At 39.9% G+C, this 25,094-nt stretch carries 24 protein-coding genes; 8 read left to right on the top strand and 16 right to left on the bottom strand.

Features of this window, described 5'->3' with window-relative positions; genetic code table 11:
- Window positions 1–238, top strand: a 238-nt coding sequence (locus tag H6G57_RS26260; protein WP_190524231.1) for a hypothetical protein, incomplete at its 5' end; no start/stop codon positions are given.
- Between the two features lie 42 nt (window positions 239–280).
- Window positions 281–685, top strand: a complete 405-nt coding sequence (locus tag H6G57_RS26265; protein ID WP_190524234.1) for a hypothetical protein — start codon at window positions 281–283, stop codon at window positions 683–685.
- A 33-nt stretch (window positions 686–718) separates the two neighbouring features.
- Here H6G57_RS26265 and H6G57_RS26270 read toward each other — a convergent pair whose 3' ends face one another.
- Entirely contained in the window at window positions 719–1,771 is a 1,053-nt protein-coding gene (locus H6G57_RS26270; protein ID WP_190524237.1) for a glycosyltransferase family 2 protein, read from the bottom strand.
- A 356-nt stretch (window positions 1,772–2,127) separates the two neighbouring features.
- Window positions 2,128–3,759, bottom strand: a complete 1,632-nt coding sequence (locus H6G57_RS26275; protein ID WP_190524240.1) for a glycosyltransferase family 39 protein — start codon at window positions 3,757–3,759, stop codon at window positions 2,128–2,130.
- A gap of 443 nt (window positions 3,760–4,202) precedes the next feature.
- Between H6G57_RS26275 and H6G57_RS26280 the strand changes: the two genes are divergently transcribed.
- Complete coding sequence (locus H6G57_RS26280) at window positions 4,203–7,031, top strand: GDSL-type esterase/lipase family protein (RefSeq protein WP_190524243.1); 2,829 nt, start codon at window positions 4,203–4,205, stop codon at window positions 7,029–7,031.
- A 192-nt stretch (window positions 7,032–7,223) separates the two neighbouring features.
- The gene (locus H6G57_RS26285) at window positions 7,224–7,814 is read left to right on the top strand and encodes a PRC-barrel domain-containing protein (protein ID WP_190524246.1); all 591 of its coding nucleotides are present in this window, start codon (window positions 7,224–7,226) and stop codon (window positions 7,812–7,814) included.
- A 57-nt stretch (window positions 7,815–7,871) separates the two neighbouring features.
- Here H6G57_RS26285 and H6G57_RS26290 read toward each other — a convergent pair whose 3' ends face one another.
- The 5 genes from H6G57_RS26290 to mtnA form a co-directional block, all read right to left on the bottom strand.
- Complete coding sequence (locus tag H6G57_RS26290) at window positions 7,872–8,771, bottom strand: LD-carboxypeptidase (RefSeq protein ID WP_190524249.1); 900 nt, start codon at window positions 8,769–8,771, stop codon at window positions 7,872–7,874.
- A gap of 39 nt (window positions 8,772–8,810) precedes the next feature.
- Window positions 8,811–9,881 (bottom strand): glycosyltransferase family 4 protein, encoded by a 1,071-nt coding sequence (locus H6G57_RS26295; RefSeq protein WP_190524252.1) that lies wholly within the window; start codon window positions 9,879–9,881, stop codon window positions 8,811–8,813.
- A gap of 217 nt (window positions 9,882–10,098) precedes the next feature.
- On the bottom strand, window positions 10,099–10,443 hold the full coding sequence (locus H6G57_RS26300; RefSeq protein WP_072720430.1) for a carbon dioxide-concentrating mechanism protein CcmK: 345 nt from the start codon (window positions 10,441–10,443) through the stop codon (window positions 10,099–10,101).
- Window positions 10,444–10,515: 72 nt separating this feature from the next.
- Entirely contained in the window at window positions 10,516–10,824 is a 309-nt protein-coding gene (locus tag H6G57_RS26305) for a BMC domain-containing protein (protein WP_072720429.1), read from the bottom strand.
- A 193-nt stretch (window positions 10,825–11,017) separates the two neighbouring features.
- Window positions 11,018–12,073 carry an S-methyl-5-thioribose-1-phosphate isomerase gene (gene mtnA, locus H6G57_RS26310; protein ID WP_190524255.1) on the bottom strand — a complete coding sequence of 352 codons (1,056 nt, stop codon included), beginning with the start codon at window positions 12,071–12,073 and terminating at the stop codon, window positions 11,018–11,020.
- A 229-nt stretch (window positions 12,074–12,302) separates the two neighbouring features.
- Between mtnA and H6G57_RS29510 the strand changes: the two genes are divergently transcribed.
- Together H6G57_RS29510 and H6G57_RS26315 are read left to right on the top strand one after the other, a co-directional pair.
- Window positions 12,303–12,428, top strand: coding sequence for a hypothetical protein (locus tag H6G57_RS29510; RefSeq protein ID WP_255528407.1), 126 nt, complete (start codon window positions 12,303–12,305; stop codon window positions 12,426–12,428).
- A gap of 369 nt (window positions 12,429–12,797) precedes the next feature.
- Window positions 12,798–13,136 carry a hypothetical protein gene (locus tag H6G57_RS26315; RefSeq protein ID WP_190524258.1) on the top strand — a complete coding sequence of 113 codons (339 nt, stop codon included), beginning with the start codon at window positions 12,798–12,800 and terminating at the stop codon, window positions 13,134–13,136.
- Between the two features lie 75 nt (window positions 13,137–13,211).
- Here H6G57_RS26315 and H6G57_RS26320 read toward each other — a convergent pair whose 3' ends face one another.
- From H6G57_RS26320 to H6G57_RS26345, 6 genes are all read right to left on the bottom strand, one after another.
- Complete coding sequence (locus H6G57_RS26320) at window positions 13,212–13,397, bottom strand: chlorophyll a/b-binding protein (RefSeq protein WP_190524260.1); 186 nt, start codon at window positions 13,395–13,397, stop codon at window positions 13,212–13,214.
- Window positions 13,394–14,407 carry a succinate dehydrogenase/fumarate reductase iron-sulfur subunit gene (locus tag H6G57_RS26325; protein ID WP_190524263.1) on the bottom strand — a complete coding sequence of 338 codons (1,014 nt, stop codon included), beginning with the start codon at window positions 14,405–14,407 and terminating at the stop codon, window positions 13,394–13,396. The genes H6G57_RS26320 and H6G57_RS26325 overlap by 4 nt, the downstream gene beginning before the upstream one ends.
- Window positions 14,408–14,495: 88 nt before the next feature.
- Complete coding sequence (locus H6G57_RS26330) at window positions 14,496–15,059, bottom strand: hypothetical protein (protein WP_190524266.1); 564 nt, start codon at window positions 15,057–15,059, stop codon at window positions 14,496–14,498.
- A 43-nt stretch (window positions 15,060–15,102) separates the two neighbouring features.
- Window positions 15,103–16,626 carry a hypothetical protein gene (locus H6G57_RS26335; RefSeq protein ID WP_190524269.1) on the bottom strand — a complete coding sequence of 508 codons (1,524 nt, stop codon included), beginning with the start codon at window positions 16,624–16,626 and terminating at the stop codon, window positions 15,103–15,105.
- A 74-nt stretch (window positions 16,627–16,700) separates the two neighbouring features.
- Window positions 16,701–17,486: a TIGR03943 family putative permease subunit gene (locus H6G57_RS26340; RefSeq protein ID WP_190524272.1), complete on the bottom strand. Its 786-nt coding sequence runs from the start codon at window positions 17,484–17,486 to the stop codon at window positions 16,701–16,703.
- A gap of 24 nt (window positions 17,487–17,510) precedes the next feature.
- On the bottom strand, window positions 17,511–18,608 hold the full coding sequence (locus tag H6G57_RS26345) for a permease (RefSeq protein ID WP_190524275.1): 1,098 nt from the start codon (window positions 18,606–18,608) through the stop codon (window positions 17,511–17,513).
- Between the two features lie 284 nt (window positions 18,609–18,892).
- Between H6G57_RS26345 and H6G57_RS26350 the strand changes: the two genes are divergently transcribed.
- Together H6G57_RS26350 and H6G57_RS26355 are read left to right on the top strand one after the other, a co-directional pair.
- Complete coding sequence (locus H6G57_RS26350) at window positions 18,893–20,998, top strand: RecQ family ATP-dependent DNA helicase (protein WP_190524278.1); 2,106 nt, start codon at window positions 18,893–18,895, stop codon at window positions 20,996–20,998.
- Window positions 20,999–21,016: 18 nt separating this feature from the next.
- Window positions 21,017–22,336 carry a DNA-processing protein DprA gene (locus H6G57_RS26355; protein ID WP_199314463.1) on the top strand — a complete coding sequence of 440 codons (1,320 nt, stop codon included), beginning with the start codon at window positions 21,017–21,019 and terminating at the stop codon, window positions 22,334–22,336.
- 12 nt (window positions 22,337–22,348) lie between these two features.
- On the opposite strand, the gene H6G57_RS26360 is transcribed toward H6G57_RS26355, so the two are convergent.
- The 3 genes from H6G57_RS26360 to H6G57_RS26370 all read right to left on the bottom strand — a co-directional run bounded on the left by H6G57_RS26360 (window position 22,349) and on the right by H6G57_RS26370 (window position 25,081).
- Window positions 22,349–23,224 carry an SDR family oxidoreductase gene (locus tag H6G57_RS26360; protein WP_190524281.1) on the bottom strand — a complete coding sequence of 292 codons (876 nt, stop codon included), beginning with the start codon at window positions 23,222–23,224 and terminating at the stop codon, window positions 22,349–22,351.
- A 51-nt stretch (window positions 23,225–23,275) separates the two neighbouring features.
- Window positions 23,276–23,758, bottom strand: coding sequence for a TM2 domain-containing protein (locus H6G57_RS26365; RefSeq protein ID WP_190524284.1), 483 nt, complete (start codon window positions 23,756–23,758; stop codon window positions 23,276–23,278).
- A 705-nt stretch (window positions 23,759–24,463) separates the two neighbouring features.
- Window positions 24,464–25,081, bottom strand: coding sequence for an RNA polymerase sigma factor (locus tag H6G57_RS26370; protein WP_190524286.1), 618 nt, complete (start codon window positions 25,079–25,081; stop codon window positions 24,464–24,466).
- Window positions 25,082–25,094 lie beyond the last annotated feature (13 nt).

Consider the following 25,094-nt stretch of genomic DNA (forward strand, 5'->3'; position numbering starts at 1 on the left):
ATTAGTTATTATTAATGTGACTGAAAAAGCCTATGAATCCGTTACTTTTGGAGAAGCTGGCACAGGAGTGCTAGAGATTCCAAAATTAGCTATAGAGGGCATTTGGAGATTTTCGGAGATGTCTATTGCCTATTGCCTCTTCCCCAATCATCAATGTGAGCAAGCTGTGACATTACCCCTAGGTTTGCTTATCAATGAGATTAAAAATTTAAACCAATCAGATATTAATAAATGTTAAACTAAAAAGTAAAGTACATAACAGGTCAAGTAAGGACTAACCATGTTATCTCAACCTAAATTTGATGATCGTGCGCTGAATGAGTCTTTGTACCAAGCGTTGATTGAACGTTTCCGTGAAACTCTACCCTCCTCAAGCCAATCTCAACTGTTAGAATGCAGCTTTGGTTTTGCTCCCAGTCCCACCGGAGTCAAAACCTTTTTTATTGTTACCCCTGCTTTGGGGGTCGCTGAACAGTTGTTATTGGATATAGAGCAGATTGTTGAACGAGTGCAAACCTTAATGGTTGGAGTTGGACAAGTGGCTCTGTGTATTCAACCTCACGACCACCCTGTAGAAACCCCTAACTCATCCTCGGTTTGTCACCCGTCCCAAACCCTTCATCCTCAATATATGATGTGTAAGATCTTCCCGGTTAATAGTGAACCGCCCAATTTAGAAGATTAAACCCGTATATCTATTGGAGGAAACCCGGAACACTTAACGGGTTATTGCGCTATTCCCGTTACCTTCGGATTCAATGACTTCACGGACTCGATAGATAGGTCGATCTTGAGACTCATGATAGGTTCGCATTAACAGTTCAGCTAATAAACCAAAACAAAACAGTTGAATTCCGGTAAGGGTCAGTAATACCGCAAACGTGAGTAAAGGACGATCAGCAATTCCTTCGCCCAAAACCAGTCGAATAAAGGTCAAATAAATACCAACAATAATTCCCAAGATAAAAGCCAACATCCCTAATAGACCAAAAACGTGCATAGGTCGAGTCAGGAATTTTTTGATAAAGGAAATGGTTAATAAATCCATCACCACCCGGAAGGTACGATCTAAACCATATTTACTCTGACCAAAACGACGAGCATGATGATTAACCGGAATTTCAGTAATTCTCGCTCCTTCAATAAAGGCTAAAGCGGGTAAGAATCGGTGAAGTTCTCCATAGAGCTTCATATCGGCGATTAATTCAGTACGGTAAGCTTTGAGAGAACAACCATAGTCATGGAGTTGTACCCCAGTCATCTTACTAATCAGCCAGTTCGCAATGCGAGAGGGAAGTAAACGAGTGATTTTGGCATCTTGTCGATTTTTACGCCAACCACTGACGACATCGAAACCCTTACCCAACTCTGTCAGAAGTAGAGGAATATCTTGGGGATCATTTTGTAAATCACCATCAATGGTAATAATCACCTGACCTTGAGAATATTTGAATCCCGCCGCCATTGCTGCGGTTTGGCCATAATTGCGGCGGAGAATAATGGCTTTGAGATGAGGATTGGTTGTGGCTTCCTGTTTCAGGAGTTCCGTGGAACCATCGGTTGACCCATCATCTATACAAACCAATTCATAATTTAAACCCAAAGATGTCATATTACTATCAATCGCTGCTATCAATCGGGGTAAACTTTCGACTTCGTTATAGATAGGAACAACGATAGAAATAGCTAAGGAGTGAGAACCAAAAATTAAATCTCCATACTGTTTCTGAGATTCTGGCGTTTTTAAAATTGGCGGTTGTGAAATATCCATCTTATCCTCTAAGTTCTTACAAAAGGAAATAGTTGTATTAGGAAATTTTAGGAACACATAGACATTAATTAAGTATTGTCTTGTCTAGGATAGAATTAGTAAAAAAACATACAGTTAGAATTAACGAGAACTCTATCCTTCCTAAAAAAAAATGAATTCCTGTGGTAAAGATTAATTACAGGGCAGGAAAAACAGTAGATAGAATGTCCTTGGGTTAGCCTATAGATAATTTCTGAGTATAAAATAACTGAGGAAACCAATTATATCAAGTGTCTCTTGAAGATTTATCTTTTCGGCTTAATCCCAATATTAGGATAACATCACCCCAGGAAGCAAAAGCTTGAGATGAGAAAATTTTACTGAGAGGTGGTAGATTTTGTTGTCGGTACAGCCGGAGTTACCTTAAATACTTGAATAGGCTGAAATTCAAGGCTACTAAACGTTTTTTCCTGTTCAACTCTAAATTGTTGTCCCGCTACTGTGGTGAATACTCGATTCATCCCCTCGGTTTCTTTGCAGAATAGCCAGCAAACAAACCAAAGATTCGATTTCAAAGGTAAGGTTCTATCGAACTGTTGTTTAATATAATCTGGGGTTAACTTGTCCTGAGATCCCGGATGATTCAGTAAATGAACTTTACTGGGGTCGGGATAATAGCGAGACAAAGATAGGGGGAAAAAGTCGGGAGTAGAGTGCATGACTATCAAATCATTGGGTTGTTGATTTTGGTAAATATATTGGGCGGCTCCTTGCCAATCATTTCGATATAATTTCGTGTAGTAATCGAAAAGACTACCTGTAACCCCAAGACAGTAAGCAATGGCTATGGCGATCGCTAAGGGTTTTTTCCAATTCCAAATTACAACAAATCCTGCGGCTATAAGAATCAGAAAATAAGGAGCAACTAACAAAAGATAACGGGGAAACCAGATAGAATTTTTATAATAAGATACAAACAACATCAAACTAGCTGGAATAATCCCCCAAGCTGCCAACCAAATCAACCGTTCTGAAGGATGTTTACTAAAAAAAATATTTAATAGGGAAATTACCAGTAAAACAACCAAAACCGCAGTAAGACCTGCATAGAATAAAAGAGAAAAAGTTTTTACACTCAATAATTGACTTAACAATGTAGCATCTGTTAACTGATTTTTATTCAGAATAATTTGATTAGATTCAAGCAGATTTCTTAAAGGCCAGTATACGGTAAATTGGGTTAACATCCCAATAATTTGAGTCACTCCAGGTTTAGAATAGTCAGCAACTTGCTTCTCCATAAACTCATCTGCTCCACCTCCTATGGTCAGTGCCCAGAAGATGGGAAGGAAAAATAAACCGATAATTGATAAACCTCCAGCAGCCCTGAGTAATCCTTGAGGCTGTTTGCGGAATTTCCAACCCAATAACACGAGATCAGCAACCAAAATTAAAATATTATTTGCATTTGTTAAAATTAAGAAAATTCGTGCTATTACCCAACCCGCTAAAGCTTTATAGGAAGGTTGTTCTAAAAAGTAACTGAGGGCTAATGTTCCCGCTACACTCAAGCAGGTAATCACGGTGTACATCCGAATTTCTTGAGCGTGATTAATAAAGAGAGGAGAAACACTGGCCATAAATGCGGCAATTAATCCGGTAGACTTTCCGACAATGCGATATCCCAACCAATAAGTAAAGTAAATACTCCCTAAACCAAAAATAATCGATAAACCTCTTAACCAAGCATCGCTATCGCCAAACTGCATCCAGCCTTTCAGGATCATGTAGTAGAAGGGGCGGACATAAGGGAGAGTAAACTCAAAGGATTTAGCATCACGAATACTCAGCATTTCATCAATCCACACACTTTCGGTACTGAGTTGATATAACCGCAGTCCCGTAGCCAGTAATAGAATCAATAGAATCGGTATCTGTTCCAGTAAAATTTGTTTAGTGTTTCTACGGGGGTCAGAAAATATTAACTTGCGATCAATCTGGGATTCCACTGAGCGTCCCTCCTGAATCATAAAATTTGAGGGTAGTTTTACAGAAAACAACCGACTTAGATTGTAATCTAAAATTTTTCCTATCACCACTCTCAGCTAGATAAGTTCAACTATATCGTGTAAAACTGATAAAAAAGCTTAAGATCCTTTCTGTTAGAGATTTAAGAGCTTTAAATACAGCCAGAATCCAGGATTTATAAAGATAGGAGATATTCACCTTTACAAACAACCTCTTTTTATAAAGGTTATGGTTAAACTTTAACTGTGGCTTTACAGTTACTTTAACAAATGTCCTTTTAATATTAAGCTTTTGTAAAAGCAGGAAATTGGCCAGGGAACACAGTTTGAGTAAATGTTAGATTTAGCTCAGAGAATTTACAGAGAATAAATTAATTGCTGGGGTGCATTCTACGGGATGTACTTATAAAATATGGAGATTTAAAATGAGCAATATTCGTGTAGAAGCCGAAAGTATGAGCCGAGCGGGGGGATATCAGATTGAGTCGGGAACCTTTGCTTCTGGAGGTCAATATATTGGTCTGGTTCCAGTACCGGAAAATACAGGAACTGCGACCACAGCCTTTACCGGAGCATCCGGTGTCTATGATGTCGTCGTCGGATATTTTGACGAAAGCGATGGCATATCTTCCTTCTCCATTTCCATTGCTGGAAATACTCCCTTTGAATGGTCGGGTAATCTATTATCTGGAGATACCCGCGCCTCTGCTAAAAACTTTTCCAAACAGACAATTACAGGGGTTAACCTGGTTCAAGGGGATGAAATTAAGCTGACAGGAGCCTTAAAAGACGGGGAAAACGCCAGATTTGACTATGTAGAATTTATTCCGGTTACATCTCCAACTCCCGATACCACCGCACCAACAGCCACAGCCACAGCCAACGATATTACCCTAACTTCAGGAAGTAATAATAGTTATACCTTCACCGTTACCTACAACGATAATCAGGCGGTGAAAGTTTCCAGTCTCGATAGCCAAGATGTGCGCGTCACTGGGCCGAATGGGTTTAACCAACTCGCAACCTTTGTTAGTGTCGATACCAATAGTAATGGAACACCTCGCACCGCCACCTACAGTATTAACGCACCGGGAGGCAGTTGGGATAGTGCTGAAGCCGGAAACTATAGCGTTGCGGTAGAAGCAAGCCAAGTTAGCGATACCAGTAATAATACTGTTGCGAGTAGCAGCTTAGATACTTTCGGTGTTAACGTTCAGTCTCTTCCCCCTGCTGATACCACCGCACCAACAGCCACAGCCACAGCAAACGATATTACCCTAGCTTCAGGAAGTAATAATAGTTACACCTTCACCGTTACCTACAGCGATGATAAAAGAGTTAAGGTTTCCAGTCTCGATAGCCAAGATGTGCGCGTCACCGGGCCAAATGGGTTTAATCAACTGGCAACCTTTGTGAGTGTTGATATCAATAGTGATGGCACCCCCCGCACCGCCACCTATAGCATTCCTGCACCGGGAGGCAGTTGGGATACTAACGAAGCCGGAAACTACAGCGTCGCGGTAGAAGCAAGCCAAGTGAGTGATACCAGTAATAATACCGTTGCGAGTAGTACCCTAGATACCTTCGCTGTCAACGTTCAGACTAGCTCTCCTCCTGCGACAAAAGTGAGAATAGAAGCCGAAAGTATGAGCCGAGCGGGGGGATATCAGCTTGAGTCGGGAACCTTTGCTTCTGGAGGTCAATATATTGGTTTGGTTTCAGTACCGAAAAATACAGGAACCGCGACCACAGCCTTTACCGGAGCATCCGGTGTCTATGATGTCGTCGTCGGATATTTTGACGAAAGCGATGGCATATCTTCCTTCTCCATTTCCATTGCTGGAAATGCTTCCGTTAACTGGTCGGGTGAGCTATTATCTGGAGATACCCGCGCCTCTGCTAAAAACTTTTCCAAACAGACAATTACAGGGGTTAACCTGGTTCAAGGGGATGAAATTAAGCTGACAGGAGCCTTAGAGGGCGGGGAAAACGCCAGATTTGACTATGTAGAATTTATTCCGGTTACATCTCCAACTCCCGATACCAACGTTAACTACAGCCAAGCCCCTAAAGGGGTCTATATTAACTTGGAAACGGAACTTGGTTCCATTCCTGATGCCAGCAAAACCCTGAAAGTCATGCCTTTGGGAGACTCGATTACCGCAGGGAAAGAAAACAATAATCAACTCACATCTGACTGGGTAGGATATCGCAAGGAGTTATACGAAGACTTTCAATTTTTCAATGTTCCGATTGATCTCGTTGGCACTCAGGCGAACGGAGCATTTTCAGAAAACCAACATCAAGGGCATCCTGGATGGGGAATCGTCGATATTACAGATGGGTTAAATAATAATAACTGGATTCAGACTGCTGATCCTGATGTGATTCTTCTGATGATTGGGACAAACGATGCAAGCGGAAGTGTCGATACGATGAAGAGTGGTTTACAGACTTTAATCGAGACGATTACGAGCACAAGCAAAAATCCTAGCTTTGATAACGGCAATTTGTTAGTCAGTACGATTGCACCCATCCATCCCAATAGTTCTTACTATAATTCTCGAATCAATAACGTCAAGGAGTACAACAAAAGTATTCCTGATATTGTCGCTGAACAGCCGGCTTCAGAAAAAGTTAGTTTTGTCAATATGTGGCAAGGGTCAAAGGCAATCCTGGAAACGGATATGACACCTCCGGCTGCTGATAATGGTAATGGTTTACATCCTACCCAAGCGGGTTATCAGAAGATGGCTTACCATTGGTTTGACTCTATTCTTAATAACACCCAACAGAAGGACATTCTCGCAGATAAAACTAACGTTCAAGGGTCAGCTTATAACGATATGATTTTTGGCAATGCCTCCAGCAATAATCTCGAAGGAGGCGAAGGTGCTGATCAAATCACCGGTGCCGGAGGTGCTGATACCTTTATTTACAATAACCCCAATGAAGGTCAAGACATCCTGACAGATTTTAATCCTAGTCAAGGAGATGTTTTTGCCATTTCTGCTTCCGGGTTTGGGGGTGGATTAGTGGCTGGAACAGCGTTAAGCACCACTGCATCCAGTACAGGTGTTTTTGTTAGTGGTACAGCCTTAAATTATTTAGGAAATATGGCTCATTTCTTCTATAACACCTCTGCCGGTTTACTCAGTTTTGATCCTGATGGCAGCAACGCTCAACCTCTTACCCCCTTAGCAACGCTCACCACTAAACCAACTTTAACCGCTAATCAGTTCACGATTGTTTAATCCTAGAGAAACAAACTTTCTCTATCAAAATGAGGATGATTTGATGCAAATAGATGGGTTTTTTATTCTGAAGAAAGAGGATAATTTCTCCTAATTATCAGATAATCTTTCTTCAGAAGGATGAATCCACTATCTTGAATTGGCTAACGTAGGAAAGATAAAATTTTGCTCTTAAAAATAGAGGATTTTAATATGGCTTTCCTACGAATTGAAGATTTTGATCCCCATTACAAAGATGCGTTTGATGGAGAAGAAATCATTGGCTTAGACGTCTATTCGGATGTCCAAGAAGAAAAAATTGGCAGTATTACCGATATTTTAGTCGATGAATCCGGTCATTTTCGATATTTTGTCGTTGACATAGGCTTTTGGATTTTTGGAAAAACAATTTTACTCCCGGTCGGTCGTTCCCGAATTGATTATCAATCCCAACGGGTTTATACTAATGGATTAACGAAAGAACAAGCAACACATCTTCCTTGTTATCAGCACTTAGAAACGAAAGGATACGATTACGAAGAACAAGTCAGAAAAACCTATCGTCTTCCTTATATGGGTGAAGTTCCCATTCGCAGTGATCATGAATATATAATGCCCAATACGAGCGAAATTCAGTCCGCGCCTGTGTTAGATTGGAAAACCATCAATCCTGACCATTATAGTTATGATCTTGAACCAAGTTTATATCGATTAAATGAACGGGATCATCAACAATTAAAACGATATGAAGAACGGTTAATCACCAATAATTCCCTCAACAAATCCCATTCTATAATTCGTTAGTATCAGAAAATAAGGAAGGAAAGAGGATAAATTAGTTAATCTTTCCTTCTGTCCCGTTTAGGAAAAACTCAAGGTTCCTTGTTCTCCATCCAGATAAGCCATCCGACCAACGGGTAAAATAGCATTAGATCCTTCATGACCGAAGGGTAAATTAGACACGATTGGAATTCCTAAATCTCCTAAGCGATCGCGTAATACCTCTTCTAGGGTAAAACTATTAGGATTTCCTTTTGCTTCACAACGACTAAATCGTCCTAATGCAATTCCTTGAACCCCTTTAAATGCACCCACCATCCGCCAGTGAGTTAACATTCGATCTAAACGATAGGGTTCTTCATTAACATCTTCTAAGGCGATAATGGTATTGGTTAAATCCGGTTGATAAGCCGTTCCTAATAAATGAGTTGCAACCGTTAAATTAGCCGGAAATAATCGACCAGAAGCATAACCTTTTACCCAACTTTCCCCTTGTAACGCTTCAAAATATCCCGTTTCAACACCTTCAAATAAACGTTGAATTGACCAATCTGGTTCACTGGCTAAGGTTGTTAAAACAGGGCCATGAATGCCAATAATTTGGGAATAATTGGAAAAGGCCCATAATAATCCTGTGATATCAGAAAATCCAATTAAAAATTTAGGAATAGTCGCAATTTTAGCAAAATTATGCCCATTCCATCCTTCTAATAATCGAGTTGATCCAAACCCTCCTCGCGCGCACAAAATACCCCGACAGGTTTCATCTGTTAACGCTGCTAAAAGTTGTTGTCGTCGGTTTTCATCGCTTCCGGCTAAATATCCCCAGGATTGATCAAAACCCGGTGTAAATTCGATTTTATAACCGTGCGATCGCCAAATTTCAACTCCTGTTTCAAAACGTTCCCATTCTTTTAACGCTCCACTGGGTGCAATTACTCGTAATTTATCACCCGGTTTTAATCCTGGAAAATTGGTCATAATTGCTGATATTTTTAATAATAAAAAGTTCTAAATAGTTTACAATGAAATAACCTGAAATAACCACTGTTCAATGCGATCGCCTAAAGCATCTAAAGAATATTCTGTTTCCGCCTGTTGACGACAGACAAAACGGTCAATTTGATCTAGCTTTTGAATAGCCTGAACTAACTGATTAATATTATCAGGTTCCACTAACCAACCGCTTACTCCATCTCGAATAATTTCTGTTGGCCCTCCTCGGCGATAGGAAATCACAGGAACGCCACAAGCTAATGCTTCAATTGCTACATTCCCAAACGCTTCTATCCAGCGATGAGTCATCACTAAAGCGCGACATTGACGAACTTGTTCTTGAAGTTTTTCCGTTGATAAAAAGCCTAAGTATTGAATTGGAGCATCGGAATAATTTTGAACAATGGTTTGCCAGTAAGCTTCATCTTGAATTTTACCCATAATCATTAAGGAAATTCCCGTTTTCTGGGAAGCCGCAACCGCATCTTCTAAACCTTTTTCGGGTGAAATTCTACCGACCCAAGCTAATTGATTTTTGGGTTCAGCACAAAACTGATATTGAGATAAATCAATCGCATTACTTAAACAAAAATAACCTTCTTTTAACCCAAAAGTTTTGGCTTGACTATGGGTATGAAAAGCAATGGAACCCGGACACTGTTGAATGGCGTTGTGAACAGCTTGATCCATGACATCGGTTAAGGAACCCATACTGACTAAATGGATTAATTTCCCTTTAAAAAAAGGCGTTAAAAATAAAGGCAACCAATCATAAGCAAAGTTTAAAATAATATCATATTGATCAGCAACTTGTTGAGCATAATTCCACAAATTCGTTAACACGGAATTATCCGGTAAAATCACCGGATCATGACGGTTTTGGGTTTGGGCTAAAGTTTGTAATTCTCCTGGAATTTCTACTATTGAAAAAGACTCTAATTGAGACGTTTCCGGGGCTGCAATCGTAATTTCATGACCTCGTTGACGCAGAACGGTTGCCAGATTTAAGACTGTTAATTCTACACCTCCTCCCAATCCCGATCCCAACGGCCCAACGGGAGTGGATACCAATAAGAGTTTTAAGCGTTGATTCATTTATAGCGTTACATATTACAGTTGTACAGACGTGCCAATAGCCTTCGGCAGAGCTTCGCCCAGGCACGTCTCTACTAAATCCTAAAACTGTTCGGTGTTCGGTGTTCGGTGTTTCCTTGACAAGTAGTGCTATATTTTTCGCACCGCGTATTCGGGACAGTTATTGGTTTAATGGGATTGAATTTGTACTCAACCCAACCCCTAATTCCTCAGTCAATTAACGACCTCTTGGTAACGTTAGTCCTTCCGCCGCTACCCGATATTCTTCAACATTATCACTAAAATCAATCGGTAAAACAGCTACCACATTTTCATGGGGACGGGGAATAATCACCCAAGTTTCTAATGCTGCACCATAGGCTTTTTCAACCGCCGCAATTCCAGCATCCATGGCGGTTTTAACTTCGGAAACATCTCCCCGAATCATAATTGTAAATCGCGCACTTCCGGCTCGAATATAGCCCACCAACGTTACCCGACCCGCTTTTACCATGGCATCGGCGGCGGCTAAAACACCAGGAAATCCTTTGGTTTCTAAAGCTCCAACGGCTTGCTGTGACATTTAATTTCTCCTGAATTAATTAGACTTTAAAGGTGCTGCAATTGAATAGTTTTCGCAAAATTAGAAGTTAGGTTAAGTGCGGAAACGTTCACTCAGTTCTGTGTAGCCAATTGACATAACATCTACAATGTTCTCAGGGGGGTTGGGAACGACGTAGTAAGTAATTAGTGAACAGCCAAACGTCTTTTCTGCTGCTTCAACACCAGCTTGGACAGCAGGAACCACTTCCGATGTTGGGCCACGAACTGCGACGATAAACTCACCCCGTTCTGCTAAATCATAGTAAACAAGGGTGACTCGCGCAGCCTTGACCATCGCATCTGCTGCGGCTAAAACCCCTGGAAAACCCAGGGTTTGTATGACACCAACTGCCTCTGGCATTGAAGTCTCCTAGTAAGAACGGAACGCATCAAAACCATTGTACGACTGAATGGTACCGTCAAGATTAAGATAGGTTTCAGGTTTCAGGTCAGGGAGGGCTGAGGTTCACGATATAGAGTAGGAGTAAGGGATATCAATATCAATTTATCGATTATCACCCACCCAAAAACTCGGCAAAACATCAGATTTTATATTAAAATCTAACGGAAAATTGCTTTAATTCTGATGGAATAACTGCCCCTTTTTCTGTTATAATAGCGGTAATTAATTCAGCAGGAGTTACATCAAAAGCTGGGTTAAAAAATTCCACGCCTTCAGGACAAATTCGAGTTGAACCCACTTGATAAACTTCTGTTGCATCTCGTTCTTCAATTGGAATTTCATCTCCGGTTGCTAATTTAAAATCAACCGTTGATAACGGTGCAGCCACAAAGAACGGAACGTTATGGGCTTTTGCCACAATGGCTAAACTATAGGTTCCGATTTTATTAGCCGCATCGCCATTCGCAGTAATTCGATCTGCTCCCACAATAACGGCATCAATTAACCCCTGTTTCATACAATGAGCCGCCATATTATCGGAAATTAAAGTAACAGGAATTCGCTCTTGTACACATTCCCAAGTTGTTAATTTTGCCCCTTGTAAACGAGGACGGGTTTCATCCGCATACACTCGATTTAACCGTCCAGAATTCCAAGCCGAACGAATCACCCCTAATGCAGTTCCATAGCCTCCTGTTGCTAACGCGCCTGCATTACAATGGGTAAGAATGGTTAGTTTTTCGGGGGTTTTAGGTAATACCGTTAATCCAGCTTCTCCAATTGCAAAACAAGTTTGAATATCGTCTTCTTTAATCGTATTTGCTTTTTGCAATAAAGCTATTTTAATATCATTAATTGTTCCAGAGGTTTCGATTGCCGTTTTCAACATTTGATCAATCGCCCAGAATAAATTAACCGCCGTTGGACGAGTGGCGCATAAAACTTGGGCAATCTCTTCTAATTGGGTTAAAAATACTTGACGGTCTGAAGTTTTAATCTCTTTTGCACCTAAATATAACCCATAAGCAGCGGCAATTCCAATGGCAGGTGCACCCCGAACAATCATTGTTTTAATGGCTTCTGCCATTTGTTGATAGGTTGTAACTTCTATTCGGGTATATTCATCGGGGAGACGGGTTTGGTCGATGAGTGAAGCGCGATCGCTTTCCCAAACAATGGGATCAACTTGAGTTAGATTTGAAGTCATTTTGACAGTTAAATTTAAGCGTAGAATATTTTACCAATTATTTAATTATAAACCTAAAATAGATATTGTCATCTAAAATCACTATGAGGCAAATCACTGATTAATTGTGTCTGTTATCACTCAAAACCCCTGATCTATTTCACGATCAGATGACGATAATATCACGGTAAACCTCAAGGATGAATGGCACAATTTTAAAAATAAGGCTAAGTCTTTGGAGTGCTTACTTATGGCTACTCAATCTTCCAACAAAGAACTGCGCCCCAACCCTTTCATGGCCTACCGTGATCCCGAAACGGGAAAATGGATTGTTGTGAAACCCGAAACCAGGGATGTTGAGGTGGCCGCAGCATAAAGGATAACACGGTTAATGAGAGTGGTTTTTTCCCCTCATGGGTAACTGGGTGATGGTGATAACACAACCCAACCCACAGTTAACTGTATATTCCTATTGTCCCTGTTTGTGATTAGTATTTTGTCCTGATTGCGGATTAACCAATCAGAAACGACTAAAACCGCAGACAGTTTTTCCCAACACGAACGAGATAACTGTGCCATTTCTCGAACTGTCTACTGCACCCGATGCACTTTAAGCTTAATTCTCTGATATCGGCTTTGTCAATAGAATCACCCAAAACTGTAGAGGTTTAAATAGTGTCACATTCCCTAAGCCAGAATCTTGTTGATCTCGGTAGAGTATAAACATCGAATCAAGTTTATCCCCATGAAATCCAACCTTAATTTTACCGATACTTTTACATCTGAGTCTACTACCCGTTGTTCTCATTCTGGTGACGTTTCTTTAACTGTTTCAGGTTTACAACACATTATAGAAAACATGAACACATTTACCGGGGATGAGTGGCTGTCATTAGCACCTGATATTGATCAAGGAGAACTTTATCGAGATTGGTTTATTTGGTATGATGCTGAAGTCACTCAAGTATGGGAAGCTTACGATCATTTAATGAATTGCTGGTTTGAAGCGGAAGATTTAGAAACCCTGAAAGCCACCATTGATTTGATTGAAAATTCCAGAACGGTTGTTCCTCTTGCTGCTTAATTTTGCTAAATTTAAGTCATAAAAATTTATGATCATTTCCAAAAGGGGCGAATTTGCCCCTATATTTTTGAGAAGTTAACGTAACCCTAACCAGGTAAATAAATCCTGATGGGTAAAAAATTCCAATACAATTAACAGAACAAATCCTACCATGGCAAAACGGCCATTAATTTGTTCAGCATAGCGAGTCCAACCCATTGCAGGTTCAGGTTGGGGGTTCGGTTCGTCAGGGGTAGCGGTAGAAGGTGTTGGAGAAGTCATGGTTGTTTTTCTAACTCTTGAATAGATTCAATTAGCGATCGCACTGTTTCTGTCCCTTGGGAAGGTTCAAAGGTGAGGGGGAATTTACCCCGCATCATTACCCGCATTCCGACGGGCCCTAAGCTGAGTAACCCCTTGAGATCGCGGAAATAATTCCCTACTACCATTACAGCAAATTTGCGCTCATCGACCCAACCGCCCTGTTTTACCAATTCCAGTAAGACTTTGCGGTGACGAATGGCACGACTCGCATCGGCGTCTTTGCGTTCTAGGATTTCATGCTTAATTTTGGTAATCTGATCCAGGGGAGCGACTTCCATGGGACAAACCGAATTACAGTTAAAGCAACGGGTACAGCCCCAAACTCCCTTTGTGCCTTCGTTATAATGTTCCAGGCGTTGTTCAGTTTTAGCATCCCGCGAGTCCGCCACCATCCGTTGAGCTTTGGCTAAGGCGTGGGGGCCAACAAAATTGGGGTTGACTTCGACGGCGTTACAATCGGAATAACAAGCGCCACAGAGGATACAGTTGCCCATTTGGTCAAGTTTAGCCCGTTCTTCTGGGGTTTGTAAAAATTCTCGTTCAGGAATAGCCCGTCCTGCGGTACTGATGTAGGGTTCAACGGCTTCTAGGTTATCCCAAAAGCGGTTCATTTCCACCACTAAGTCTTTAATAACGGGTAAATTCCCCATAGGGGCTATCGTCATTTCTGGAATATCATTGACCTGGGATGGCTCAGAATTCGCCTCCGCAATTTTTTGTAAACGGGCGACTTCACTGCCAATATTTTCTTTACAAGCTAAGGCAGAACGGCCATTAATTCGCATCGAACAACTGCCACAAATCGTATTGCGACAGTTTTTTCTAAAGGCTAAGGTTCCATCCTGTTCCCATTTTATGCGGTTAAGACAGTCCAGAATGGTATTTCCCGGTTCAACATCGAGGACATAACTTTGTACTTGGGGAAAAGAATTAGGACTTTGCCTAACAATATTAAACTTTACTTTCATGTTGTTACACTCTTTGCAGGTTTATCGAGTATTGATCACACTCGTAGTGAGTCCTTTAGGACTCTCTTAGCCCTAAAGGGCTTACTACTTATTCTACTTCTGACCATAACCGTTCTAATTGATAGCGCCAAGCGGTTAGGGTTCGTTCTCGATCTTCTGCACTATTGGTTAAATCTCCCATCACCCCTTCTGCATAAAAACGTTCTAAATTTTGTAAGGTTGTTTCCATTGATTGTCCTTGCTGTTTCGCCACTAAAATAATTTCTTGAATTCGATTTTCAATCAGTCGATTATAATAATCTGAAAATCCCGCTTCTTGAAGGGCAATCACATTAGAAATAGCTCGTTCAAAGTCGGTTTTTGTTAAGGTTTCTCGGTTATGTTGAAACACAGCCCAAACCACATTTTGATGAATTCCATAGCGAGTTTCTTGAGTTTGATCAAAATTGGCTTCTAAGAGTTGTTGTAAAATCAGTTGAACTTCTTGAACAGGAGCAATAGGAAGTAACATCCTCAACCAACTTTGATTTTCTGATAATAAAACTAACAAACGAAATTGCTCGGTTTCAACTTGCCATAAACTCGCTTCAATTTGACTTACGGCTGTTCCAAATCTAGCGGTTAAAATTTGAGTAATATCTGTAATTTCCATAACATTTCCTACAAAAAGAACGTTAACACAGTAGAGGCTGAGTTTAGGGAAGCCATTGGGGATGAAACCCTAAAAAGGGTAATTCTTCAGGTTGAACTTGAGGTTTAGATCCATCGGTGGGTGTATCAATGACGAGAGGTAAAATCCAAATTCGACTGGTTTTAATAGTATCTCCTCCTTGGGTTTTTGTGGATTGTTCTAAATCATCGGGTTCTCCGGTTTTGATAACGGTCTGATCAAACAGTAAGGCTAATCCATCGGGGGATAAACTGGTGTTGATTTCTTGTTGATTCGGTAAAATCACAAAGGGAACAACTTGTTTAGTTTTGATATCGATCGCAACAATATAAGGCTGTTCTTGATAGGTTTCGGGATTATCCAAAACTTCAGTAATTAAACAATATAAAACACTATTGCTAGGATCAAATTCAGCACTGATAATATTGCCAAAGGGGGGAGTGCGATACAATTCTTGTTCTTGTCCTTGGTTATTCACCACAAATAGCGATCGCGTTCCATCAGGATTAAATTTTACCATTGCGGCGGCACTTCCATCCCGTGCAAAGCCTAAAACTTGACCGAATTTGGGTAAAAATTCTAAGGGTTTAGCATCGGGTTTTAAAGGTAAAATTGTTGTTAAATCTGGCCCTTGAGCAATCACAACGGATTGACTATCGGGTGCAATTAAAAAGTCTCCACCCTGAGCATTTAAAGGTTTAGGAGATTTCCCCTTTTCAATAAACCAAGGACTCGCATCATTAGGATTAGTTTTACTCACCCGTTGGATCACAATTATATTACCATCGGGAGATAAATCAAATTTTAAATTCCGATAATATTTGTTATCTAAAAGTTTTTCAATTTCCCCTGGAGGTTGGACGGGTTTAGAATTATCTTGGGGAGATTGAGGATTAATTCCCGTTGTCACCGTATATAATTCCGGTTCAATTAATCCTTGTTTTTGTCCGGTTTTAGTAATGGCTGAAAACAGAATTCTATCACCTTTGGGATAGGGTTCAAAATCTAAAACCACTAAATCTTCAGGCGTTAATGGAATGGGTTTAGGTTCTTTATTACTAAGATTAACTAAGATTAATCGTCCTTCTTCCTTTCCCTGAACTCCAATATAAACAAATGCCCGATCTCGACTACGAAAAAATCCTGTAAACGGTGCAATTAATGTTCCTTGGTTCTCTCCATATAAATGATCTCTAGCCCCTTTTAACTGCACACTAAAGGGTGTTCCATAGGGAACGGGTTCGGATAAGGTATAAGCCATGCGTCGTCCTGCCCAACTCATTTTACCCGCAAGAGGCGGATCAATTTGCAAATTCTTCTCAACACTTTCTCGATTCATCGGTCGATTAAAAACCATTATAAAACCCATATCTTCGGCCCCAATTTGTTTATTTTGCCAAGTAAATTCTTTAACTTTCGGGGTGGTGCGATCGCCTGTTAATAAAACAATTCCGATCAAAATAGTTAAAACAATTATTAAGATTAATGCCACTTGATCTAACGGCTGAACCCATTTTAAATTTTTGAACTTGGTTGTAAAACTATTCATAAATCATAATTATAGGTTTTAATTAATAACTGATAACTGATTTTGGGCGGGGAGGGACACAAGCCCCTACGGGTTTAATAGTCGTAGGGATTTTTGGGGGGAAGAATGGCTTTAATGTTTTGAGATCTAATGGTTAACTTTCGTTGATCATTGAAGGTTTCTGTAAACATTTCTCCTTCTATTTCTAACCAAGTATCTTGAGCATATAATTGTCGAGATTTGCCTTCAGGAAGTAAAACCGGAAGTCCGACAGGATAAGCATCCGCCGCACAACAGGTTAAAATAAATCGTCCTAACCAAATATAATTTTGAGGTAAATCAGGAGGATAAATAACAAACCCAGTGACTTTGGCTTTTTGACCTTTATAAGCATCGGGTTCAGGATTAACATTCAGTAATCTCACCCATTCAATTAAAGAACGATTTTCCGGTTTAATCGCAGTTCTAAATTCCTGGGGTTGAGCACGAGTCACGGGTAAAGATTCCGTTAAACCCCGTTGTAATGCAGTTTGAGCCCCGAACATTTGGGGAGTGATGAATAATCCCAAACAAGCCGTAAAGATTAATAATACACTACTCCAGCCTTTAGGAAATAAGGTGATATGTTGTACCGTTGGGGATGAAGTTTCTTGAATCATTTGTTTAGCTTTTAATCCCCCTAACACGAACAACGTCACACCCGCAGCAATGGTTAATCCAAAATAATTGGGATGAATGAGAATATAGAGTTTTCCCGTAATCCAATATTTTAATAATACCAGTGCCCAGAGGAATAGGGCGACAACATCTAACCAAGGGTTGTCTAATTTCGAGGAAAATTGCTGATAGAAATGGGTGATTTTTTGTGTCAGATGCGTCATGGTGTGGAGAACTCCCAAGCTCAATTAACTAAAATTTAAGTTAACCGCTAGGGTCAATAAGAAGGTTAACTGAAAAGCCAGAATAACGAGATAAAAAACCGCTCTGGCTTTAAAAACCGATAACATTAAACCGACGGTTTTAATATCAATCATCGGCCCAAATACTAAAAAAGCTAACAGTGCGCCACTGGTAAATGCAGAGGAAAAAGACAGGGCAAAAAATGAATCAACCGTTGAACAAATCGATACAACTCCCGCCAATAATAACATCGCTAAAATTGACGTCACCGGACTTTGACCTAAATTGAGAATCAATTCACGGGGAACTGCTACTTGAATGAGTGCAGCAATAAAACTTCCTAAGACTAATACTCCTCCTAATTCTCGAAATTCCTGCACCATATTTTCTAACATTGAACCCCAACGTTCTTTTGTGGGAGTAAAAAATATTGTTTTCCAAGGAGGAAGGACAGGTTTAACAGTGACAGGTGCTTTTTTTACGGGTTTTTTCAGGAGTTTTTGAGTTTTCCAAGCCGGAAGGGACTCTAGGCGCAGACGTTCTTCGGACTCCCCTAAAAAATAGGTTCCTGACTGAAGCAAGGAAGCACCTTTAACCTCAGAGTCAGAGGGTTGAGGAAGGTCAACGATGGGTAACGCACGGGCGATGGCGGGTTGAACAATGGGCCTTAAGTCCTTCTGAACACTAAAAACCCAGCCTAAAATGGTGGCGATGGTTAGGGAAAATAAAACCCGTAAAATGACGATTTCTGGTTGATCTCGAAACGCTGTCCAGGTTGACCAGATGACAATGGGGTTAATGGTGGGGGCGGCGAATAAAAAACCAATGGCCACCGATGAAGGAACCCCTTGTAAGAGTAACCGACGGGCGACGGGAACGTTCCCACATTCGCACACGGGAAACAGAAACCCGACTAAACTTCCCACAAATGCCCCTAGAAGGGGATGAGGGGGAATATAGGATAAAAGTTTCTGTTCATCGACAAACCACAACAGCAAACTGGAAAATAACACCCCCAAGAGTAAAAAGGGGATGGCTTCAACCAGTAAGCTGAGAAATAGCGTAAAACCGCTATTAAATTGATGGATGAATGTTGCTTGCATCCGTTACCTATTCGGGGAATAACGCACTGTTGTGATCCAGGGGATCATGTACACAATGGGAATTGAGCTATTTTACCCCGACAGTGCCTTATCCAACTTAACAGATCCGATGGCGGGATTGTTCAATGTGGGATTTTGGCTATCAATTGTTGAATTATATGAAATCCTGAAATCGGTGCTATAGATGCTCTATAAACCATGTGTAGAGACGTTGCATGCAACGTCTCTACACAATACGGATATGTAGCAAACATTTCAAGATTTACTATTAGAGGGTGATTAATATGACCCATGAACTTAAACAAGAAGCGTTAGAACTTCTCAAAACTGCCCTTAATAATAAAACTGCTGAATTTAGAGAGGGACAATGGGAAGCCATTCAAACTTTAATTGAAAACCGTTCCCGTCTTCTTGTTGTTCAACGCACAGGTTGGGGTAAAAGTTTAGTTTATTTTCTCCCCACTCGCTTATTAAGAAATAGAGGAAACGGCCCAACTTTGATTATTTCACCGTTACTGGCTTTAATGCGAAACCAAATTTCAGCAGCAGAAAGAATTAAGCTTAAAGCAGCAACAATTAACTCCACAAATACAGAAGATTGGGAACAAGTTAAAAATCAGTTACTCGCCGATGAAATTGATCTTTTATTAATTTCACCCGAACGACTTGCTAACGCAGAATTTCGGGAAACAATACTCTTACCAATGTCTGAAAAAATCGGCTTATTTGTTGTTGATGAAGCCCATTGTATTTCTGATTGGGGGCATGACTTTCGCCCAGATTATCGTCGCATTGTTAGAATTTTACAAGCTTTACCTGCCAATATTCCTGCTATAGCAACAACGGCTACAGCAAACAATCGAGTCGTTAAGGATATTATAACTCAATTAGGAACAAATTTGCAAGTTTCCAGAGGAACTTTAACTCGCCAAAGTTTACAACTGCAAAATATTTATATTGCCAGTCCAGCCGCTAGAATGGCATGGTTAGCCCAACATCTGCCGAACTTACCCGGAAGCGGAATTATCTACACATTAACCGTTAAGGATAGTGAAAGAGTTGCAGATTGGTTAAACAGACAAGGAATTGCTGCGAAAGCTTATAATAGTCAGCTAAAAAACGAAGATCGATTAATTTTAGAAGACCAACTTCTGAATAATGAAATTAAAGCGTTAGTCGCCACAACGGCTTTAGGTATGGGTTTTGATAAACCCGATTTAGGATTTGTTATTCATTATCAACGTCCGGGTTCTGTTGTGCATTATTATCAACAAGTGGGACGAGCCGGACGAGCCGTAGAACAAGCCTATGGGATTCTTTTAAATGGGGATGAAGACGAGGACATTACTAACTATTTTATTAGAACTGCTTTTCCCCCCCAAGCTCATACTCAGGAGGTTTTAAATGCTCTTAATCAAGCGGATAATGGCTTATCTGTTGTTCAACTTGAGCAAAAATTGAATCTTTCTAGGGGACAAATTGAGAAAGTGTTAAAATTGCTGTCTTTGGAATTTCCCTCGCCTGTAACTAAAATAGAATCTAAATGGAATGCGACCCCTACAGCAGTCAATTATCAACTGAATACAGAGAAAATTCAACAGTTGACCCAAATTCGTCTTGCTGAACAATTTCAAATGCAAGAATATATGAAAAGTCAACAGTGTTTAATGGCTTTTCTCGCCGAAGCTTTAGATGATTATAATCCAACTCCCTGCGGTAAATGTGCAGTATGTTTAGGTAAACCTTTAATCCCAGAAACTTACTCAATAGAATTAGTTAATCAAGCAATTCAATATTTACGTCGTAGCGACCAAATTATTGAACCTCGAAAACAATGGGCATCACAAGCTTTATTAACATACAGCTTTTCTGGTAATATTAAAAACAATTTAAAAGCTGAACCAGGAAGAGCATTATCTCTTTGGGGTGATGCAGGTTGGGGAGAATTCGTTAAAAAAGGAAAATATCAAGATCATTATTTTAATGATGAGTTAGTGAAGGGTGCGTTTGAGATGATTCAACGATGGCAACCTCAACCTTTTCCCAGTTGGGTCACTTGTGTTCCTTCTTTAAATCGTCCAGAACTTGTACCGAATTTTGCTCAAAGATTGGCTAATCAATTAAATTTACCTTTTATTCCAGTGGTGCGAAAAATAAAACCCAATCAACACCAAAAAGAGATGAGTAACAGTTACCAACAAGCGCATAATTTAGATGGAGTGTTTGAAGTAGATACTGGTAAGGTCAGGAATGGTGCTGTTTTCTTAATAGATGATATGGTCGATTCTCGCTGGACATTTACGGTCATTGCAGCCCTATTAAAACAAGCGGGTAGCGGTGCTGTTTTTCCCCTGGCTTTAGCGTTAAATTCTTTAGAAAAAGCCGATTAAAAAAGTTATAATAAAATTATGAATCATCCTATCCTATCACCCGATACTCAAGCGATTTTGTTGTTATGTGCCAGCTTTGGACAAAATCGACTTTCTCAACCTCAACCTCTGACCTTAACTGAGTATAATCTCTTAGTAGGTTGGCTTCAGGACAATCAAATGCGACCTGCGGATTTATTAAGTTCAAATATTAACAATAAATTACAAAATCTTGCGATTGAAAAATTGGATATTCAGCGCATTCAAGCATTACTAGAACGAGGTGTAATGCTGAGTTTAGCTGTGGAAAAATGGACAACTCAAGGACTCTGGATAATGGGACGAGGTGATAGTCAATATCCTAAACGTTTGAAGCAGAGATTAAAACAAAAAGCTCCTGCCATTCTTTATGGAATTGGTAATATAGAATTACTTTCTAGTGGAGGGTTAGCGATTGTTGGTTCTCGTGATATTACTGAACAGGAAATTGACTATACTCAGACCATCGCAAAAACTTGCGCTGAAGAGGGAATACAGGTCATTTCTGGCGGTGCTCGTGGGGTTGATCAAATTTCAATGTTAGGGATATTAGAAGCAGGTGGAACGGCTGTTGGGGTGTTAGCTGATAGTTTAATTAAAACCTCTGTCAATGGTAAATATCGCAATAGTATTGCTGAAGGTAGATTAACTTTAATTTCTCCTTATGATCCTCATGCGGGCTTCAACACAGGTAATGCAATGGGTCGAAATAAATATATTTATGCTTTAGCAGATTATGGTTTAATTGTTAGTTCTGGTTATCAAACAGGTGGAACTTGGGCGGGAGCAACAGAAGCACTGTCAAAAATTAAAGATGTACCTGTTTTTGTACGGATGCAAGATACTATACCGGAAGGAAATCAAGAATTAGTTAAACAAGGAGCTAAACCTTTTCCTATCATACCTGCATCTTCTTCCTTAAAAGGACTATTGAGAACGGTATTAGAAGCCGTTAATTCAGAAGTTGAAGCAATAGTTCAATTAAGTCTAAAAGATATCGATCAAACGACTTTCTCTCAACCCAAACTTGAGGAAAAAACACAAGTATCTGAGCATCAAGTTACAGAAACTATTCCGACAGTTTTTCCCATGAGTCCAAAGGATATTTATGAAGCAGTTTTACCCTTCATCCTGGCTCATTTACATCAACCTTTAGATACAAAATCCATTGCTGAACGTTTGGAAGTCCGACAAGGACAAATGCAAGATTGGTTAAATAGAGCCGTTGCTGAAGGGAAAGTAAAAAAAACCAAGAAACCCGTTGCTTATGTTGTTAATCAGCAACTGACTCAATTGTCTCTACTTCCTGAAATGGAATAATTCAGACAATGATTAACTGCCTAAATACCGACGAATATAACTTTCTAAACTTTCCATTTTAATCGAAAAAAGTTGCTCTAAGTTTTGAATTTCCTCCGTTGTACAGAAGAATTCATTACCTAATAAAACTCGTAATGTTCCTAATTTTTGATATAAATCAGCATTAATTAATCCTAAACCTCCTCGCAGTCCATCAAATAAAAATAAAGGCGGATTAATTACAATCGGTTCTCGATTAAAAACGCGGCTAAAAATTTGATAAATATCTTCTCTGGCGATAATTTCTGGCCCCCCTACGGGAATAATTTTCTGGTTTGCGGCTTCGATAAAAACGGAATCAATGGCAATTCGAGCCACATCATCGGTACTAACAACAGAAGTCCGATTTTTAGCATCCCCAATTAATAAATAAATCCCCGTTTGTTTAAAGCGTTCTGCTAAGGGTAATAAACTAGATGCTAAAGCAGAAGGTCTTAAAATCGTATAATTTAACCCACTAGATTCTAAATATTTCTCAACTTCTCGTTTAGCTTTAAATATAGGTGAATCTTCATAACCTCGGTCAGTTCCTAACACAGAAATAAATACAAAATGCTGAACATTATTGGCTTTTGCTGCATCAATTAAATCAATATTAGACCGATAATCAACTCCTAATGGATCATTGGGGTTACTATGGGTACTAATAATATATTGGATACCTTGACAGGCTTTTTCAATATCTCGCTTTTCCGTTAAATCTCCAATCAAAATTTGAGCCCCTCGGTGTTCCAATCGAGCATATCGAGAAGTTAAACGGGCAAAAGCTCGCACCAGAATTTCTTGATCACATAATTGTTGAACAATCGAACGACCTAAATCTCCAGTTGCACCTGTGACTAAGAACATCGTTAATTTTCCTCAAACTTAAGATACAATAAATTAATCTAACAAAAAAAACTAGGAAAGTTCATAAAAATCATAAATGACCACTCCGGTTTTCCGATCATTGTCAATCCCAACATAGCCACTTTTTAACATTTGATTCAGGATGTTCTCAACCTGTTCAAAACTTGCTCCCGTCGCCATCACTCCCTGAGTCACTGAAAGTTTACCTCCTCGACTAGCAGCGGCTTTTAATAACTGAACTTGTAAAGATTGTGGGTTGGTTTTGGGAACTGTTAGCGTGACTTGATTTTGATGGGAATAAAGGGGAACACCTTGAGACGACATTCCTAATTTTTCCCGAAGCTTATTATTGTGTTCCTCTACCATACCCGGAATCAGAAATAAATCTAAAAATTGCCCAAATCCAAATAAACCAAAGGTACACAACCATAATAAACCTGTCCCGATTTTACCATTATAAAAACGGTGTAATCCGTGAAAAGGGCTAATCAAACAAGCCGCCCACAACAAATAGCTCATCCCAACTTTATTCATGGACTTGGTTCCCGAAACTATTTCGCCCAATATTAGTCATCTGGGGTTGGAAATCCCCAAGAGGCTACCTTTCTATTTTAGGATGACATATTTTTTGATATTCGGGGTTTGGCAGAAGAGGAGAAGACAGGAAAAGAGTTTTTGAGGATTTTTTCTGCAATACCGTTGCTGTTAACTCAATACAGCATTAAATAAATAAAGGAACGAAACAAATTTTATAAGGAGGTAGTCATAATATAGAGTTAAAATAGAAGATGAAGAAATATCAGAGGAAAAGTCATGCCAGTACGGTTAAGAATTCAACTAACAGAAGAAGAAAAAAAGAGCTACTAACACTGTATGAGCAAGAGAAAGTACCGAAAAGGACAAGACAAAGGATTAAAAATCAAACAACTTAGGCAACAAAAATATATCAACCGCCTCCACGAATTAGGGCGGAGTGCTCAACGACACAGCAACTTTTGGTCTTGTCAATATGGGCTTTTATGGATAGCTGGAATATAAATTTGGGCAGACTTGGCTCAACAATTAATGAGAACTAAATGCAATAAGATCCCTTTTTTTTAAAGAGGTCAGAGAGCTAAGCTACTACGCATCTAAATTTGTTATTTTGTAGGCTAGAGTCCTTACACCAAAGGTTTTGGGCAAAAAAATTAACTCGTGAGAGCTTATGATGTTGATTCAGTCTGCCTTCTCGCTTCTTTGTCACCCCTTCAGCTTATTCGTCCCATCATTCCCGATAAAATATCCCCTCAACTCTGCTTGCAAAATCTTCCGTGCTTCGGAAATACGCTTGCAGACATTATGATAGGAAATATTTTGTTTTCGGGCAATCTCTGGATAAGGAAGTTCTTGATAAAAGTACAGAATAAACGTCTCACGGAGCCTTGTTGGTAAGTTACCAATAGCGCGACGAATAACCATTTTTCTCTCGCCAGTCTCCACTGCACATAGAGGCGTATTCCCAAAAGCAACCAGTTCTTGCTCTTCACCAGATATGTAAACTTCTATATCTTCAACTCGATTTGCCCCCCGGCTGCGTGCTCGATGAATATCCACACAAAGATTACGAGTAAGTGTCGTCAGCCAAGCTTTAAAATTAGTAATTTCTGCTGTGGCATATTTTTGCACCTTCTCCCAAGCTTTTAGCATTGCCTGACTGAGCGCATCTTCAGCATCGGTTGAATTTCCACCCATCCACTTGACGCAGCAACGATAAAGGTAATCTTGATACTGTTGCCATTTCTGCCAAAAATTTTGACCTATATCTGACGAATGATCGCAACATTTTAAAACGCTAGATGAGATAGTATTTAAACTCATTTTCTTACCTCGG

This window comes from Planktothrix sp. FACHB-1365 (assembly GCF_014697575.1).
GTDB lineage: Bacteria > Cyanobacteriota > Cyanobacteriia > Cyanobacteriales > Microcoleaceae > Planktothrix.

Coding starts and splice junctions, on each gene's coding strand:
- H6G57_RS26265 (WP_190524234.1), top strand. CDS start 281: ATGTTATCTCAACCTAAATTTGATGATCGTGCGCTGAATGAGTCTTTG.
- H6G57_RS26270 (WP_190524237.1), bottom strand. CDS start 1,771: ATGGATATTTCACAACCGCCAATTTTAAAAACGCCAGAATCTCAGAAA.
- H6G57_RS26280 (WP_190524243.1), top strand. CDS start 4,203: ATGAGCAATATTCGTGTAGAAGCCGAAAGTATGAGCCGAGCGGGGGGA.
- H6G57_RS26285 (WP_190524246.1), top strand. CDS start 7,224: ATGGCTTTCCTACGAATTGAAGATTTTGATCCCCATTACAAAGATGCG.
- H6G57_RS26290 (WP_190524249.1), bottom strand. CDS start 8,771: ATGACCAATTTTCCAGGATTAAAACCGGGTGATAAATTACGAGTAATT.
- H6G57_RS26295 (WP_190524252.1), bottom strand. CDS start 9,881: ATGAATCAACGCTTAAAACTCTTATTGGTATCCACTCCCGTTGGGCCG.
- H6G57_RS26300 (WP_072720430.1), bottom strand. CDS start 10,443: ATGTCACAGCAAGCCGTTGGAGCTTTAGAAACCAAAGGATTTCCTGGT.
- H6G57_RS26305 (WP_072720429.1), bottom strand. CDS start 10,824: ATGCCAGAGGCAGTTGGTGTCATACAAACCCTGGGTTTTCCAGGGGTT.
- mtnA (WP_190524255.1), bottom strand. CDS start 12,073: ATGACTTCAAATCTAACTCAAGTTGATCCCATTGTTTGGGAAAGCGAT.
- H6G57_RS29510 (WP_255528407.1), top strand. CDS start 12,303: ATGGCTACTCAATCTTCCAACAAAGAACTGCGCCCCAACCCTTTCATG.
- H6G57_RS26315 (WP_190524258.1), top strand. CDS start 12,798: ATGAAATCCAACCTTAATTTTACCGATACTTTTACATCTGAGTCTACT.
- H6G57_RS26320 (WP_190524260.1), bottom strand. CDS start 13,397: ATGACTTCTCCAACACCTTCTACCGCTACCCCTGACGAACCGAACCCC.
- H6G57_RS26325 (WP_190524263.1), bottom strand. CDS start 14,407: ATGAAAGTAAAGTTTAATATTGTTAGGCAAAGTCCTAATTCTTTTCCC.
- H6G57_RS26330 (WP_190524266.1), bottom strand. CDS start 15,059: ATGGAAATTACAGATATTACTCAAATTTTAACCGCTAGATTTGGAACA.
- H6G57_RS26335 (WP_190524269.1), bottom strand. CDS start 16,626: ATGAATAGTTTTACAACCAAGTTCAAAAATTTAAAATGGGTTCAGCCG.
- H6G57_RS26340 (WP_190524272.1), bottom strand. CDS start 17,486: ATGACGCATCTGACACAAAAAATCACCCATTTCTATCAGCAATTTTCC.
- H6G57_RS26345 (WP_190524275.1), bottom strand. CDS start 18,608: ATGCAAGCAACATTCATCCATCAATTTAATAGCGGTTTTACGCTATTT.
- H6G57_RS26350 (WP_190524278.1), top strand. CDS start 18,893: ATGACCCATGAACTTAAACAAGAAGCGTTAGAACTTCTCAAAACTGCC.
- H6G57_RS26355 (WP_199314463.1), top strand. CDS start 21,017: ATGAATCATCCTATCCTATCACCCGATACTCAAGCGATTTTGTTGTTA.
- H6G57_RS26360 (WP_190524281.1), bottom strand. CDS start 23,224: ATGTTCTTAGTCACAGGTGCAACTGGAGATTTAGGTCGTTCGATTGTT.
- H6G57_RS26365 (WP_190524284.1), bottom strand. CDS start 23,758: ATGAATAAAGTTGGGATGAGCTATTTGTTGTGGGCGGCTTGTTTGATT.
- H6G57_RS26370 (WP_190524286.1), bottom strand. CDS start 25,081: ATGAGTTTAAATACTATCTCATCTAGCGTTTTAAAATGTTGCGATCAT.